Genomic DNA, 15,144 nt, shown 5'->3' with positions numbered 1-15,144 from the left:
AGGCTATCGGCAGTCGCGACAGTGCCCGAAGACGGGAGGCCGGGCACCTATCGGCAGTTGCGGCACCTGCCGAAGACCGTCAGGTGATGCACGTCCGCGATGAACCCCAGCTCCTCGTCCAGACCCTTGACCAGCCCCTCCGCCAGCTCGGGTCGCACCTCGAACACCTCGTCGCAGCCCCGGCACACCAGGTGCACGTGATCGGCCTCGGCGGCCAGGTGGTAGGTCGGCGCGCCGTGCCCGAGGTGGGTGTGGGTGACCATGCCGAGCTCTTCGAGCAGCTCCAGCGTGCGGTAGACCGTCGAGATGTTGACGCCGCGGGCGGTTTCGCGGACCTTGACGCAGATCTCCTCCGGCGTGGCGTGCTCCAACGACTTGACCGCCTCAAGGACAAGCTGACGCTGGGGGGTGACCCGGTAGCCCTTGGCGCGGAGTTCCTCATGCCACTGCGTCTCGGTCATGTCCTGAGTTTAGGCGCATCGTCCGCACCTTGCGCTGGGGCCGCCGGCCGGTCCACCGATATTCACTTGCCCCCTCCGAGCAGGAGCGCATAGCTTCTTTGGTACGCGGAAAGGAGGTGGTCCAAACAATGGTGATTCATAGTTGGACTAGCGAGGTGGTTGTCCGCTAACGCCGCGGACTGTTGTCTCGTCTCGTGACGTACGGCGAATTCGAGGCAACCACCGGGGCCCCTGGCAGCCGGAGGGCGGGATCCTATCCCGGCCTTGGTCCATCCGGCCCGCCTGCTCGGCAGGCGGAGTAAGCCTGGGGCCCTTCTTCATGTTCGCGGGTCAGTGCTCGCCTCGTGCCGCGATGCCGAGCTTGCCGCACGCGTCCCGGTAGAGCCGCACGACGGCCTTACGCACCTGGGCCCGCTCTGTGAGCGTCTCTCCCCAGGGCACCCGCACCCGCTCCCCGCCGTCGACGGTGAACTCGATCGCCTCGGCGTCCACGCCGCTCGTCACCGCCGAGGTGGCGGCCGGGCGGCCGCCGAGCCCTCGCACGATGATCAGCGCGTCTTCGGCATGGTCGTCGTTCATGTGGCGTTTGATCGCCTCGACGACGTCAGCGGTGAAGGGCGTGCTCATAACGGGTCAAGCTACCTTCTTCAGCTCCGCCGACATATGGTCCGTGAGCGGGTGACCCATGGCCGCCATCTCGTACGCCCACATGAGGTTGCCGTTGACCAGCCCGTACAGCCGGTGGCCCGCGGTGTATTCCTTGGCCGAGGCGGTGCGGGCGACGACGTCCGTGCGCAGCTCGATCTTGTGGAAGACCACCTCGCCGATGTAGATCTCGACGATCCCGGTCGGGTGCGCGAGCACCACCTCGATCTGCCTGTCGGGCTGGGCACGCCAGTATCCCGACTCGGTGGCCAGCGGCTTGACGCGGTTGCCGTCCTGGTCGAGCAGCCAGGTGCGGCTCACGTAGGTCAGGAACGGCTTTCCGTTGTGCCCGAACTCGATCTCCTGACCGAAGTTGAAGCTCTCGATCGTCGGGTAGCCGCCCACGCCGGCACCCTCCCACCGCCCGAGCAGGAACGCGATGTGCTCCAGGTCGGGGTGCACCTCAGGTTCTTCCATGCTCCCCAAGCGTAGTGGCCCCGGCCTGCCGTACGGCCTCGATCCGCGTGGTCCTCCTTCGCTCGATATCCATTCCGATATCGATGAAGAAGGCATATCGGTCTTGGACAGCAAGAATGGCCCTGTGCTGTCATGACGCCCATGTCCCCTTCGCGCCCTTTGTCGAGCCTTGCCCGTCTGATCGGAGCGGCCGTGTCCGCCGGCGCCGTGGTGGCCGCGCTCGCGCTGCCCGCAGTAGGCGGCACGGGCACGCTGGTCGTCTCGGCAGCCGAGACGCTGGATCTCAAGCCCGCCCAGCTCGAAGAGCCGCCCCTGACCCAGACCTCCGTCGTGTACGACGCCAAGGGCAACCGCATCGCCCAGTTCTACGCCGAGAACCGCAAGGTCGTACGCCTGGACCAGATCGCCGACGTGATGAGGACGGCGATCGTCGCCATCGAGGACTACCGCTTCTACGAGCACGGCGCGATCGACTTCGAGGGCACGATCCGGGCCTTGGCCAAGAACCTCAGCTCGGGCGGCATCGCCCAGGGCGGCTCGTCGATCACCCAGCAGTACGTCAAGCAGGTCCTGCTGAACTCGGCCGGCACCGAGGAGGGCAAGAACAAGGCGCTGGAGGCCAGCTACGCGCGCAAGCTCAAGGAGCTGCGGTACGCGATGGGCGTCGAGCAGAAATACACCAAGGACGAGATTCTCCGTAGATATCTGAACATCGCCTACTTCGGGGCGGGCGCCAATGGCGTGGAAGCTGCGGCGCGGCGCTTCTTCGGCGTCTCGGCGGCCGACCTGAGCCTGGCCCAGGCCGCGACCCTGGCCGGAGCCGTCCAGAACCCCAACAGCACCGACCCCGAGCTCGGCAAGCAGGCTCGCAAGCTGCTGCTCGAGCGCCGGAACGTGGTGCTGGACCGGATGGCGCAGCTCGGCCGGATCACGCCGAAGCAGGCGGCGCGGGCCAAGGCGGAGAAGCTCGGCTACAAGGGGGTCGACGCGCCCAATGGATGCCAGGCCAGCCCGTATCCCTACTTCTGCGAGTACGTACGCTATGAGCTGCTCACCAACCCCGCCTTCGGCAAGACGCAGCGGATGAGGGAGCAGCGGTTCCAGCGTGGCGGCCTGAAGATCTACACGACCCTGGACCCGAAGGCGCAGCGGGCGGCGGAGACGGCGATCAGCAGGCACGTGTTCGCGTCGGACCACCCCGTCGCCGCCGAGGCGCTGGTCGAGCCGGGCACGGGCAAGATCAAGGCGATGGCCGCCAGCCGGCCCTACGGCCGTTCGGCCAAGCGGAAGGAGATCTCCTACAACCCGGTGGCGGACAAGCGGCACGGCGGGCTGATCGGTTTCCAGGCGGGCTCGACCTTCAAGACGTTCACGCTGATTACGGCCCTCGAGCAGGGCATGAAGATCGACGACGGGATCAGCGTGACCAACGCCTACACCGCCCCCGGCTATGCCTCGTTCAAGAACTGCAAGGGCCAGAACATGGGCATTCCGTCCTGGACGGTCACCAACGACGAGGGCTCGCCCGGTTTCAAGACGCTGGCGACCGGCACATGGGGGTCGGTGAACACGTTCTTCATGGCGCTGGAGCAGCGGGTCGGCCTGTGCGAGACGGTGGAGACGGCCAAGTCGCTGGGCATCAGACGGGCGGACGGTGGCCCGCTGCAGGAGTACGAGACGTTCACGCTCGGGATCAACGAGATGGACCCTGTGACCGTGGCCACGGCGTACGCGGCCATCGCGGCGCGCGGGACGTACTGCGCGCCCATGGTCATCACCAAGGTGACCGACGCGAGCGCGGACACGGCGGGCTCTTACGAGCCGTCGTGCCGCAAGGCGCTGGACCCGGAGGTGGCCGACGCCACCGCGCACGTCCTGTCCGGAGTGTTCACCAAGGGCACGATGAGCGGGGTCGGCGGCATCGGCCGCCCGGCGGCGGGCAAGACGGGCACCACGGACGGGTACGCCACGGCCTGGTTCGCCGGGTTCACACCCGACCTCGCGGGGGCGGTCAGCCTGGGCGACCCACGTGGCTCCCAGCGGTACAAGCTGACCGGGGTCACGATCGGCGGCCGGTACTTCGGCGCGGTGGCCGGCGCCTCGGTGCCCGGGCCGATCTGGAAGGACACCATGGTGGCGGCGCTGCAGGACGTGCCGGCCTCGGACTTCACCCCGGTGAACGCGGCCCGCTTCAGCGGCTGTGACCAGAACTGCGCACCGGCCCGCGAAGACCGTCAGGAAACGGCGCAGGACCGGCCCGGCGCGCTTCCCGAGTGATCAGTGTTCCGCGGAGTCTCCGATCGGAGTCCTTCGTCGCGGGCCGGGGCGTTAGGGTGGCGGTATGGGACGATCACTGGTGATCAAGGTGACCGCCGGGGCGGATGCTCCTGAGCGGTGCAACCAGGCGTTCACGGTCGCGGCCGCCGCGCTCGCGAGCGGTGTGCCCGTTTCTCTCTGGCTGACCGGCGAGGCGTCGTGGTTCGCGCTGCCGGGGAGGGCCAAGGAGTTCAGCCTGCCGCATGCCGCGCCGCTCGCGGATCTGCTCGATGCCGTGCTGGCGGGAGGGCGGGTGACGCTCTGCACCCAGTGCGCGGCCCGCAGGAACATCACCGTGGACGACGTGGTCGAGGGGGTGCGCATCGCGGGCGCTCCGGCGTTCGTCGAGGAAGCGGTCAGCGAGGGCGCGCAGGCGCTGGTCTACTGACCCGTCACCAGATTGCCGGGGTGGGCGTCGCGTACGGCGTTCAGCTCGATGCCCCGCTCCAGCAGGGCCTTCGCCGCGCACAGCACGATGGTGAAGCCACCGACCGAGGCTGCCACGTGGGCGACGACCTCGTCGCCCGTCCCGCTGTGCCCGCTCTCGGTGACCTCGGCGAACGTGGCGTCCTCCCCGTACGGCGTGAAGCGGAACTCCACGGTCAGGGGCTTGTCGTCGTTCCACTGGAAGAGGATCCTGCGGCCCTCCTCCACCTCCTTGACCAGGACCTTCGTGGAGGCGCCGTACATCTCCCAGGTCCACTGGACCTGCGCGCCCGGCGTCAGCGTGCCGGTGCTCTTCGTGAACCAGAACCTGGTCGTGACGTCCGGGTCCGCGAACGCCTGGAACACCTCGGCGGGCGGCCGGCGGATCAGCATCTCCGCGTGCGCGACGGGGGCCTCGGTGAGGGTGAGTGCGTCAGTAGTCATGATCATGCTCCTTTCTCGTCTTGCGACTCCCAGCGAGCCGTCTCGGTGATGGTCGGCAGCGTCTTTCCGGTTTCCAGGAAGGTCTTGAGGTTGGAGATCAACTCGGGCCAGCCGCCGCTGACCGACTCCCGGATGAAGCTGCCGGGCTCGAACCCGCCGTGCACGATGGTCAGCTTGACCATCTCCCCCACCTGCTCGATGTCGAACGTCACCTTGGACCTGGGCTCGGCGGCCGCCCGGGCGAGCGCCTCGTCGCTCCAGCCGACGGACTTGGCGAACTCCGGCGTGAAGGTGTGCCAGGAGTAGGCCAGGCGGCGGTGGGGCTCGGACTCGAGCACGACCTGCTCGGGGTCCTCGATCGTGACGCCGCCCTGCTTCCAGACCATCGTCGAGCCCACCTTCCAGTCGGACTCGATCTCGACGCCCCAGTAGCTCCGGGTGAAGGCCGGCTCGGTCAACGCCTGCCACAACCGTTCCGGGGTGGTGTTGATGTACGTCGTGTAGACGAAATCGTTGCTGGTCATGGGACTCTCCAATGCCGTTTTGAGGTCGGCGAGCGCGCCGGCCCGCCGGCGGTCGTACTGGTTGATCCAGCGCTCGGCGATGGCGTTGATCGGCACGGCGTTGAGGTAGTGCAACTTCTCCCGGCCGCGCCACACCGTCGTCACCAGGTTGGCCGCCTCCAGCACGGCCAGATGCTTGCTGACCGACTGCCTGGCCATGTCCAGCCCGGCGCACAGGTCGCGCAGGGTTTGCCCGTTGCGGGCGTTAAGGCTGTCCAGCAGCCTGCGGCGGCTGGGGTCGGCCAGCGCCTTGAACACCTCGTCCATTTACCGCCGTCCCAATGTGCAGCCGTTTGGCTGCATGTTGAACGATAGGCAGCCAAACGGCTGCATGTCAACTGTTCGCTCTTTTGGTGGTGGGTTACACGTCTCGCCGCACACGTTGCGCCGAACTCCGCCGCACCACGTCCCACCGATCCGGCGCCGGGCTGGACGGTGGCGGGTTGGCGATGCCGGCCGTCCACTGCGGCGCGCGGCCACTCAAGCCGCGCGGCGGCGCTCGTCTGGCGCGGGCCGGGTCCACGCACGGCGGGGCACGCGGCACGCCTCTGAGCGCGGTGCGGGACCACGCACAATGCGCGTCCACGTGCGGCGTCCGGTCGGCGGACCGCTCCACGGCCAAGCCCCGAGAACGGGCAAACGACGCGCCACGGTCGACCCCGAGCCCAGGCCGGACGGGCGGCGCGCCACAACAGAGCCGGCCCCTGGGCCAGGTCGGACGGGCCGGGCGCCGCAACCGAGCCGACCCCTGGGTCGAGGCAGGGCGGGCCGTAACCAGCCGTCGGCGAGGGGTCAGCTGGGCAGGACGGCGGCCAGGCGTTCCTGGCGGAGGGCCTCGTAGCGGGAGTCGTCGAGCGGCACCAGCTCACCCACCCGCCACGACAGCAGCAGGTCGGCCAGCGCCGGGTTACGGGCCAGCGCGGGCCCGTGCAGGTACGTCCCCACGACGTGACCCGCGTAGCACCCCTCGAACCCGTCGCCGTTGCCCACGCCCACGACGGTCCTGGACAGGGGCTTGACGCCGGGGCCCAGGTGGGTGACGCCCATGTGGTTCTCGAAGCCGGTCAGCGTGGGAAGGTTGAGCCCGGCGTCCACCTCCGCCACCAGCTCGCCCACCGCGCGCGCCGGCCCGCGGGAGCTGGCGATGTCGAGGAGGCCGATGCCGTCCACCGGCTGGCCTTCCTCGCCGCCGAACGTGCTGCCCATGATCTGGTATCCGGCGCACACCGCCAGCATGGCGGCGCCGTGGGCGATCGCGCGGTGGAGGCCGCCGTCCCGGCGCAGGCGCTCGGCTGCCAGGATCTGCGGGCGGTCCTCGCCGCCGCCGATCAGGTAGATGTCGCCGGTCTCCGGCACCGGGTCCGCCGAACGTACGTGGATCGTCTCCGTCTCGATGCCCCTGCGGTGCGCACGCTGCTCCAGGACGAGCACGTTGCCCTGGTCGCCGTACGTGCTCAGCAGGTCGGGGTAGATCCAGACGATGCGCAGGGCGCTGTCAGACGGCACGGCCGAACTCCGATCGGATGTGCTGGAAGGCGGTGTAGTTGGCGATCACGTCGACGCGGCCGGGCGGCTGCATGGCGAGGGCTTCGGTGAACGTGCCGCACAGCGCGAACGGCACGTCCGCCACGTCGAGCCTGAGCGCCAGGTCGAGGCGGCGCTCGCCGGTCACGAACACGGGCCGCCCGCGCAGGATGCGGTAGTCGACGTCCCACAGCCACGAGGTGTCGCGGCCGTCGGGGCCCTGCGCGTTGACCGAGAGGATGATCGGCAGCTGCGGGTCGGCCACATCGAAGGCCTCCAGCCACCCCGCCGGGTTCTTCGCCAGCAGCAGCCGCGCGTGGCGGCCGTCGCGCTCGACGGTGGTGTAGCGGCCGGCCACCGAGGTGACCTCGCGCAGCCGGGGCAGCGCGCGCTCCACCGGCAACCCGAACGCTTCGGCCACCGCCAGCGCCATCACCGCGTTGGAACGGTTGGCCAGGCCGGGAAGCTGGATGTCGAGCAGCCAGCGCTGCCCGCGCGGGTCGACGGCCACGTCGTCGTCGAGCGCCCACTGCGGCTCCGGCCGGTGGAACGTGCACTCCCGGCACGCCCAGAAGGCGTCCTTGCGGTCGAGCGGGCCGCCGCACTCGGGGCAGCACCAGGAGTCTTCTTTCCACCGCTGTCCGCCGGCGACCCACGTGACCTTGGCGGCCGTGGAGGCGCCCCAGGTCACGAGCGGGTCGTCGCAGTTGGCGATGACGTGGGTGGGCTTGCCGGACAGCGCCCTGCGCCACTTCTGCGCGAGCAGCCAGATCTCGGCGGCACGGTCCATCTGGTCGCGGCTGAGGTTCATCAGGCACACGACGCTCGCGCCGGTCGTGTCGAGCACCTCCGGCAGATACTTCTCGTCCACCTCCAGCACGCCGTACGGGGCGGCCTTGTGCTGGGAGAGCGCCGAGACGTGACCGGCGGGCATGTTGGCGCCGAACGCGTTGGTGGCGACCTCACCGAGCTCGAGCAGCGCCGACGTGATCAGCCTGGTCGTGGTGGTCTTGCCGTTGGTGGCACTGACCAGGGCCAGCTTGCGGTCACGGGCCAGCTTGCGCAGGAGATCGGGCTCGAGCAGCAGGCCCACTCGCCCACCGATCACCGAACCGTCTCCGCGCCCGGTCATCCTGGACAGCGTGGCCGCGCTGCGGCCCAGGGCGCTGGCGAGCTGGGCCCGCAGAGGAAGCTGGGTCATGCCCAAGGATCCTAGTCGGCGTTGGCGGATAGTCTGGAGATGCACACGAAAACGCGGCCCGGTCGGTAGCCCGGGCGAAGCTTCACCGTATCCGCCCTTCCACGGGATGTCCGGTGTGCCGGAAGCGGCCTCGTCAGGCCGGCATTTCGGCATGCCGCATGGAGGGCATCGTGGTGACGCTGTCGGTGTATCTGGACGGGCCGTTCTGGGTCGGCGTCCTGGAGATCGTCGAGGACGGCACGGTCCGGGCGACACGCTTCACGCTCGGGTCCGAGCCGACCGACCCGGAGCTGTACGAATTCCTGCAGCGGCACGGGATCGCGCTCCTGGAGCGGGCGGCCTCCTCGCCCGCTGTACCGTCGGAGGGACGGGAGATCAAGCGCGTCAACCCCAAGCGCGCCGCCAAGCTGGCGGCCCGGGCCGCGGCCAAGGTGTCCAGCCGGAGCACGGCCTCCCAGGAGGCGCTGCGGCTGGAGCTGGAGAGCCGCAAGGCGGAGGCCGTGGACGACCGGCGGGCTCGGCGGCGCCAGGCGGCGGACCACAAGCGCGAGGTGGCCCGCCGCAAGCGCATCGAGCGCCGCCGCGACCGGTGAAGCCCGGCCGAGGAGTCAGGCGAGGCTCGGGGCGGAGTCCGCGAAGGCGATCTCCGGGGCACCGCCCTGGTCGAACGGCAGGACGAAACGCCGAGGCCAGGACAGCACGCCCTCCAGCCACCCGGCCCCCATCGTCTGCCCCACATGACGCACCCGAGCCGACGCCTCGATCCCGATCGCCACCGTGGTGATGTCCCGCTGGACCCCTTCGCTCTCGTCGTCCCCCAGGATCACCCGCCACGCGAGCGCCCGGTTCCGGTCTATCTCCATCGAGAGCGGGTGGTGCCGCAGCGCCTTGGCCCGGTGGCCCAGCAGCTCCGTATGGACGAGGTCCGGGGCGGAGCCGTTGCCGTTCGGCGGCTGGCGGAAGAGGGCGTACTCCATGGGAGGCGCCGGGCTGCGCAGGTTGGGGGCGGGCTGGCCGTACGGGAAGAGCCTGTCCACCTCGTGCAGCCACCGGACCTGCGGGATCACCCACGACGCCCCCGGCCGCTCCCCGCCGCCCTCGAGCCCGGCGAGCAGCCGTGTAGCGGTCTCGGCCGCCTTCTCCGTGAGCAGCGAAGGATCGAACCAGCTGCGCAGCGACCACGCGCGCCGCTGCACCGAGCGCTCGATCAGGGTCGCCAGCAGGCATTCCCTGCGCCGCGCCGGCAGGTCGGACCAGGCGGCCGCGAGGACGCGCGGCACCCCCGGCAGCGGCCGGTTGCTGACGAAGGCGAGCACGACCGTGTCGCACCAGATCCGCAACCAGGCCCAGTCAGGCGCGTCGGCGAGCACGTCGGCCTCGCGCAGCTCGACCAGCGTGCACGCCTGCCCGGTACGGCAGGCCGCGCCGCACGCCGCGGACCGGCGGCCGCGGATGGGCGGCGGCGGCCCCGGCAGCACCTTCTCCCTGGACTCCCCCAGCGGCACGCGAACCCGCAGCGGCCGGTCCATCCCGTCGGCGAAGACCGCGGCCGAGCCCGGCTGCAGGGAGACCACGTGGCGCGACTGCTCGTCGCTCAGGTTCATGGCGGCGCCGACGAGCTTCCTGTCGTCCTCCGCCGGGAGCCGGTGCACGACCTTCAGCGCGGTGTTCTTGACGACGTCGGAGACGAGCTTGGTCGGGATCTGCTCGGCCACCACGATGCCCTCGCCGTACGCGCGGACCTCCGCGAGCAGCCCGGCCAGCAGCTCCACCGCGTGCGTGGAGGCCCGGCCCTGGCCGCGGTCACGCAGCAGCCGGTGCGCCTCCTCGATCACGATGACGTGGCGCAGCTCGTGGGACTTCTCCCGGCGGGCCCGCATCCGCAGGTGCTCGACGATCCGGATGATCAGCGTTCCCATGAGGAACGCCTTGTCCTCGTCGTTGGCCACGTCCTCGATCGCCAGCACGACGTCCCGTTCGAGCAGGCCGCCGATGTCGGCGGGGTGGCCGCCCTCGAAGAAGCGCCCGGCCGAGCCGACCCGCAAAGAGCGGAGCCTGAGCGAGATGAAGCCCTCGACGTCCGCCTGCACCTCGCGGCCGTAGCCGATCTCCTTGATCACGTCCATGGCGTGCTGCTGGAGCTGTTCGAGGGTGGGGATGCTGGGCGGGACGTTCGAGCCGGGCACTGCGCCGCCCGTGACGACGTCCCAGCCGGTCGCCTCGTAGACGCGCTGCAGCGCGAGGGACATGATCTGCGGGAACGGCTCCTCGGCGTCGAACGCCGCCATGAACAGCGCCCTGACCATGTCGATGTGGGCCTGGACGGGGTAGCCGGGCTCGGGTTCGAGCGGGTTGATGCTGAACGGTACGCCGTCAGGGGCCGACGGGTTGATGACCGTGATCGGTTCGTCGAGGCGTCCGGCCATGGCGGCGTACTCGGACTTGGCGGGCTCGATGGCCAGCCACGGGATGCCGGCCCTGCTGAGCTGCTCCAGCAGGTGACGCACGGTCTGCGACTTGCCGGAGCCGGTCGCCCCCGTGACGAACGCGTGCCGGTTGAGCGTGGCCAGCGGCACCCGGAACGACCCGACCCCCCTGTCCTGCCCGTCGAGGATCTCCCCCAGCTCCAGCTCGCCCTCGTCCGCCTCGGACGTCACGTCGAAGAATCCCGACTCGAGCACGCGTACCCCGGGGACCTCCCGCCTGGGCAGCCCGGCCAGCGCGGCGAGCGCGCCGGCGGTGGCGGCGAACGGCGCGGCGGCCCCGTCGGCAGGGTCCTGCATGGTGATGGCGAGGGCCTCCGACAGCGAGTAGGCCGCGCCGTGCGAGCTACGCAGCCGGTACGGGTGCTGACTCATCTCGACCGACCCGACCAGCACGGGCGCGATCTGCCGCAGCTCCTCGGCGGTGGCGCCCCCGGCCAGCACGCGTACGTTCCAGAGCCCCGCCTCCCTGAACGCGTCCAGCTCCTGCATGCGCCGCTCGGCCCGCTCGGCGTCGAAGCGGGACCGCTCGGAGGCGTCGCCGTACTGCCTGAGCACGTTGAGCTGGGTTCGCAGGTGCGCCACCTCGGCGTCGAGCAGGTCGGTCGGCTCGGCCACCACCAGCCAGGCGAACGGCCGCGACATGAGCGTCACCAGCGTCGACTCGAACAAGGTCGGACGCCTGAGCTCGTCAGGGTCGAACTCGCGCCCCTTGCTCCCCAGCGGTGGCGCCTGCCGGCCCGGGCAAGGCGTCCACACCAGGTCCGCCAGGTCGGCGAGATACTCCTCGTCGAGCTGGACGCCGCGGGCCCCTCCGGGGAACAGCAGCGGCTGTGGCCCGTTCGGAAACTCAGGCGCGTCGGTGGACCTGCGTGGCTGGCGCGGCGGCGACAACGGCCCCGCGTTGGTGATGAGCTCGAGCGGCGCGCCGGATCCTCGTGACAGCCACCCGATCACGAACGGCCGGCCGCGCTGCGCGGCCGACAGCACCGCGGGCAGCACGGTGACGAAATCCCACTCCGCCGACGAGCTTCGCGAGGGTGCTGCGATCGACTGGATTCGGTACCAGGGCCCACTGAGCGAGACACTCGGCTGCATTTCATTCCCCCACAGACGGTTCTTTGTTAAATTCCGCCAACCGTCAGCTCGTCACCTTGACATTGACCATGTCATTGCCTGCCCTTGCGCCAGTCCAGGCGTGGCGGTGGTGGCCCGAGGTTCGGTGGGGGCTCTCCATCGCCGTCCTGCGCCTTGGGATCGAGCGCCAGCACGGCCTCGCGTACCTCCTCCAGCTCGCCGAGCGTGGTCTTGGGAAAGGTCAGAATGGCCGGGTTCGCGTCGGCCAGGCGTACGCGCCTGCCCTGGGCCGTGGCGTCCGTGACGATCACGGAGGTCGTGGGGAGCTGCTGGAGCTGGTGCGGCTCGACGAGGAACTCGCGCGAGCGCTGCAGCACCCGCTCCTTCTCCGAGATCTTGTCGGCGGTCCTGCCCCACTCGGTGGACTCGGTGATGTCGCCCGCCAGGTCGGCGTGGCTCTCGTCCCGGGTCTCCCTGCCGTCGTCCATCTGCGAGATCGTCGAGGTGTAGCCGCCGTCGAGCCCGGGCAGCGATTCGCTGATCGTCTCGGTGAGCTGGGCCAGCTCCAGCCGGTGCTCGGTGCCGACGTGCTCGCTGGCGACCCGCGCGTCCTCGGCGTTGCCCAGCCTCATGAACGCCACCGCCGCGTGCCCCCTGCCCAGCCGCTCCCGCACCGTAGGGGTCAAAGACCGATAAGTCAGGACCAGTCCGGTACGGGAGGTCTCGCAGGCGTCCATCAGCCGGTCGAGCACGTCGCCCCTGAGCTTGTCGGCGCCCGCCACGATGATCGTGTGGTACCAGGGCCGGTCGGAGGCGGCGGACTGGCGCAGGATGTGAGTGAGGGCCGTGGCCACGTACGTGCCGAGCACCCGGTTGCCGAACACGCCCGCCTGCCGGTCCATGCTCACCACCCGCAGCCTGGCCGGTGGCAGCCGCACGGCCTCGGTGCCCAGCGTCTCCAGCTTGCGCAGCTGCGACTCCAGCGCCCAGGCCCGCTCGATCACCACCCGGTCGCTCACCCCGCGCCCGAACAGCGTGCCGATGCGCTCCAGCTGGGTCGCCGTGATCAGCCCGAACCTCAGGTCGTCACGCGGGTCGCCCACCTGGGCCAGCGCCCGCAGCGCGGCCGTGACCTGACTGATCGTGGCGTTCTCGCCGAGCACCTCCAGCACCCGCTCCAGGATCGCGTTGTCGAAGCTGAGGTCGCGCGTGGTGCGGTGTTCCTCGCTCACGCTCACCACGTGCGCCAGCACGTCCGCGAACGCCTCAGGCTTGAGCGTGGCCCCCAGGTCGAGCCTCGGCAGATCGACCGGCAGCACCCAGACCAGCGGGTCGTCGCCACCCTTGCGGGCCAGCTCGATCAGGTCCTTCGCGATAGCGCCCTCGGACAGGTCGAGCACGGTCAGGTGGCCGCCGCTGTAGAGCCGCGTGGCCCCGAGCAGCGTGATCAGCGCCGACCAGCCGGGCAACGTGCCGCCCGCCACGTCGATGCGGTCGATCTCGTCGGGTACGGCTACCGCGTACCAGGTGAGCTGCCTGTCGTGGCGCTCCTTGGATTCCTGCCACTCGCGGTAGCGCTGAGCGTGCTCCTCCTGCGCGCGGAACAGCTCCTTGTCACGTTCCTCCCGCAGGCGCTCGTCCCTGGCCTGCTGCTCCAGCACGCGGTACTTGACCGCCCTGTCGCCCTGCAGCAGCGCGTAACTGCAGATGGCCGCCACACCTCCGGCGGCGGTGAGCCCCGCGAGCGCGAACGGCCACGCGAGGTAGCCCGCGACGGCCGCCGCGAGGATGAGCACGGCCAGCACCAGCATGAACGTCCGGAAGAACCGCACCGGCTGGTTGAGCATGTCCTCCTGGCGGCGCTCGCGGCGCAGCAGCTCCTGCTCGGCGGCATCGGGTGCGGCGGCGGGCGACGGCTCCTCTGCGGGCGAGGGGCGTTTGGGCGGCGGGCCTGGGTCGGGATGCAGCAGGATGTACTGCCAGCCCAGGTAGATGCGGTCCGCCTGTAGCTGGGCATGCTCGGGATGCACGTCCGTCACGTGACCCTCCGGCCGCCGATATGTCATTAGGGGGTAGGGGCCAGCCCTTTCCGCTCCGTGACAGCGTATGAGCTTCGAGCCCCACAGCGGCAGGGTTTCTCGGCAATTCTCCCTGCCCGATGGGAGCATTGCGGCAGATGGGACAGACGAGACCTACTACCATCCTTACCCATGACGGAACCCTCCGGCGCAAGCAGTGAAAGGCCCAGACGACCGGTAGTGGTGCCCGCAGTTGCCTTGGTGGCGTTCACCGCCGTCGGCATCACCGCTCTACTGGGCGGTCTGCGCGAGGCCCCTGACGAGCCGGAGCCTCTGGGCCAGGGCGCGGTGCTCGACCAGGGCCTCTACTCCACCAAGTTCGTCGAGTCGCACGTGACCGTGGAGAGGGCCAAGACGCAGTTCGACGAGGACAAGCGCTTCGTGGAGCTGGTCTTCGACGTCACCAACGAAGGTGATGAGACCGTTCCCGTCGGTCTCCCGGGGCAGAATCCGGCGCAGGCCGTCGGTTCCAACTTCTTCGCCACCTCGCTGCTGAAGATCACTCCCGCCTTCGACAAGGACGCGGGGCCGTTCGTCTTCGCACAGGGCAAGGGAGGCGGCGAGAGCCGCCAGCTCCACCCGGGGATGACCAGCCGGGTCATCGTGCGTTACCGGCTGAAGGACAACGAGCAGCCGCCCGAGAAGATGTCCATGGACGTGGCCGCCTTCGAGTACGAGGGCGGCTTCAACGACCCCACCCCGCGCTGGCAGATCGTCCCCAAGGATCCCGGCGACAAGCCGCTCGTCCCCGAGGTCAAGGCGCGGGTGACGCTTACCGTCAAAAAGGGTGACGCGGCGTGACCGTTACACAGCAACGTTCAGCGGTGGCGCCCGCTCGCCGCGGCAGGCGCGCCGGCCGGCGGCCCGGGATCGGCGCCAAACTCCTCAGCCTCGCCGCAGGGCTGGTGCTGCTGGGCGCGGCCGTGGCGCTGCAGACCCTGCACAGGGGAGAGGGCGAGATCACCGATCCGCTCACCTACACGGGCGGCAAGGGCGAGGTCGTGGACGCCAAACGGTTCTCCGTGCGGCTGGACTCGTTCGTCGCCGCCAAGTCGATCAAGCTCGGCGACCAGACGATCGGGACGGACAACCTCTTCCTCATCGTCAACGCCTCGGCCATGTCCAGTCTCAAGCCCTATCACCTGGCGCAGCCGGTGCTGCTGACCGCCGACGGCAAGAAGTTCGCCGCGACGGACCGGGTGACCGAGACCTACACGCTGGCCTTCCGGTGGGTGCAGCCGGGCCTGTGGACGAGCGGGCGGTTCTTCTTCGAGGTGCCGCCGTCCGAGCTGCCGGGGGCGCGTGTCGTGTTCAGGCTGCCCTCGGGTTTCGTGGTGGAGCCGTACCAGCCGGAGGCCGAAGTGGATCTCGGCCTGGACGAGGAGGGCGCGCGCAAGCTCGCGGCCTCGCCTCAGGACGTCTACTCGACCGACAAGAAGTGATCGCAGG

At 70.0% G+C, this 15,144-nt stretch carries 14 protein-coding genes; 5 read left to right on the top strand and 9 right to left on the bottom strand.

What is annotated here, in order from left to right; genetic code table 11:
• Positions 1-47 precede the first annotated feature (47 nt).
• From ACQPWU_RS04540 to ACQPWU_RS04530, 3 genes are all read right to left on the bottom strand, one after another.
• The gene (locus tag ACQPWU_RS04540) at positions 48-461 is read right to left on the bottom strand and encodes a Fur family transcriptional regulator (RefSeq protein ID WP_360685707.1); all 414 of its coding nucleotides are present in this window, start codon (positions 459-461) and stop codon (positions 48-50) included.
• A gap of 330 nt (positions 462-791) precedes the next feature.
• A complete protein-coding gene (locus tag ACQPWU_RS04535; RefSeq protein WP_433437100.1) occupies positions 792-1,088 on the bottom strand; it encodes a DUF2470 domain-containing protein in 297 nt (98 codons plus the stop codon).
• A 6-nt stretch (positions 1,089-1,094) separates the two neighbouring features.
• On the bottom strand, positions 1,095-1,583 hold the full coding sequence (locus tag ACQPWU_RS04530; RefSeq protein ID WP_433437098.1) for an FABP family protein: 489 nt from the start codon (positions 1,581-1,583) through the stop codon (positions 1,095-1,097).
• A 141-nt stretch (positions 1,584-1,724) separates the two neighbouring features.
• On the opposite strand from ACQPWU_RS04530, the gene ACQPWU_RS04525 reads away from it, so the two are divergent.
• Together ACQPWU_RS04525 and ACQPWU_RS04520 are read left to right on the top strand one after the other, a co-directional pair.
• Positions 1,725-3,860 carry a transglycosylase domain-containing protein gene (locus ACQPWU_RS04525; protein WP_433437096.1) on the top strand — a complete coding sequence of 712 codons (2,136 nt, stop codon included), beginning with the start codon at positions 1,725-1,727 and terminating at the stop codon, positions 3,858-3,860.
• 64 nt (positions 3,861-3,924) lie between these two features.
• Positions 3,925-4,287, top strand: a complete 363-nt coding sequence (locus ACQPWU_RS04520) for a DsrE family protein (RefSeq protein WP_433437094.1) — start codon at positions 3,925-3,927, stop codon at positions 4,285-4,287.
• Here ACQPWU_RS04520 and ACQPWU_RS04515 read toward each other — a convergent pair.
• From ACQPWU_RS04515 to ACQPWU_RS04500, 4 genes are all read right to left on the bottom strand, one after another.
• The gene (locus ACQPWU_RS04515; protein WP_433437092.1) at positions 4,281-4,769 is read right to left on the bottom strand and encodes an SRPBCC family protein; all 489 of its coding nucleotides are present in this window, start codon (positions 4,767-4,769) and stop codon (positions 4,281-4,283) included. The genes ACQPWU_RS04520 and ACQPWU_RS04515 overlap by 7 nt on opposite strands.
• Positions 4,770-4,771: 2 nt before the next feature.
• Entirely contained in the window at positions 4,772-5,599 is an 828-nt protein-coding gene (locus tag ACQPWU_RS04510; RefSeq protein WP_433437090.1) for an ArsR/SmtB family transcription factor, read from the bottom strand.
• A 525-nt stretch (positions 5,600-6,124) separates the two neighbouring features.
• The gene (locus ACQPWU_RS04505) at positions 6,125-6,838 is read right to left on the bottom strand and encodes a type 1 glutamine amidotransferase (protein WP_433437088.1); all 714 of its coding nucleotides are present in this window, start codon (positions 6,836-6,838) and stop codon (positions 6,125-6,127) included.
• On the bottom strand, positions 6,828-8,057 hold the full coding sequence (locus tag ACQPWU_RS04500; RefSeq protein WP_433437086.1) for a MurT ligase domain-containing protein: 1,230 nt from the start codon (positions 8,055-8,057) through the stop codon (positions 6,828-6,830). The genes ACQPWU_RS04505 and ACQPWU_RS04500 overlap by 11 nt, the downstream gene beginning before the upstream one ends.
• Positions 8,058-8,227: 170 nt before the next feature.
• On the opposite strand from ACQPWU_RS04500, the gene ACQPWU_RS04495 reads away from it, so the two are divergent.
• Positions 8,228-8,650 (top strand): YjdF family protein, encoded by a 423-nt coding sequence (locus ACQPWU_RS04495; RefSeq protein WP_433437084.1) that lies wholly within the window; start codon positions 8,228-8,230, stop codon positions 8,648-8,650.
• Positions 8,651-8,665: 15 nt separating this feature from the next.
• On the opposite strand, the gene ACQPWU_RS04490 is transcribed toward ACQPWU_RS04495, so the two are convergent.
• Together ACQPWU_RS04490 and ACQPWU_RS04485 are read right to left on the bottom strand one after the other, a co-directional pair.
• A complete protein-coding gene (locus ACQPWU_RS04490) occupies positions 8,666-11,638 on the bottom strand; it encodes an ATP-binding protein (RefSeq protein WP_433437082.1) in 2,973 nt (990 codons plus the stop codon).
• Between the two features lie 71 nt (positions 11,639-11,709).
• Positions 11,710-13,656 (bottom strand): hypothetical protein, encoded by a 1,947-nt coding sequence (locus ACQPWU_RS04485; protein ID WP_433437081.1) that lies wholly within the window; start codon positions 13,654-13,656, stop codon positions 11,710-11,712.
• A 222-nt stretch (positions 13,657-13,878) separates the two neighbouring features.
• On the opposite strand from ACQPWU_RS04485, the gene ACQPWU_RS04480 reads away from it, so the two are divergent.
• Together ACQPWU_RS04480 and ACQPWU_RS04475 are read left to right on the top strand one after the other, a co-directional pair.
• Entirely contained in the window at positions 13,879-14,496 is a 618-nt protein-coding gene (locus ACQPWU_RS04480; RefSeq protein ID WP_433437080.1) for a hypothetical protein, read from the top strand.
• Positions 14,493-15,137, top strand: a complete 645-nt coding sequence (locus ACQPWU_RS04475) for a hypothetical protein (RefSeq protein WP_433437078.1) — start codon at positions 14,493-14,495, stop codon at positions 15,135-15,137. The genes ACQPWU_RS04480 and ACQPWU_RS04475 overlap by 4 nt, the downstream gene beginning before the upstream one ends.
• Positions 15,138-15,144: the final 7 nt, after the last annotated feature.

Source organism: Nonomuraea sp. CA-141351, from assembly GCF_050944675.1.
In the GTDB taxonomy this organism is placed as follows: Bacteria; Actinomycetota; Actinomycetes; order Streptosporangiales; family Streptosporangiaceae; genus Nonomuraea.
This window is presented reverse-complemented; position numbering and strand designations above follow the sequence as displayed.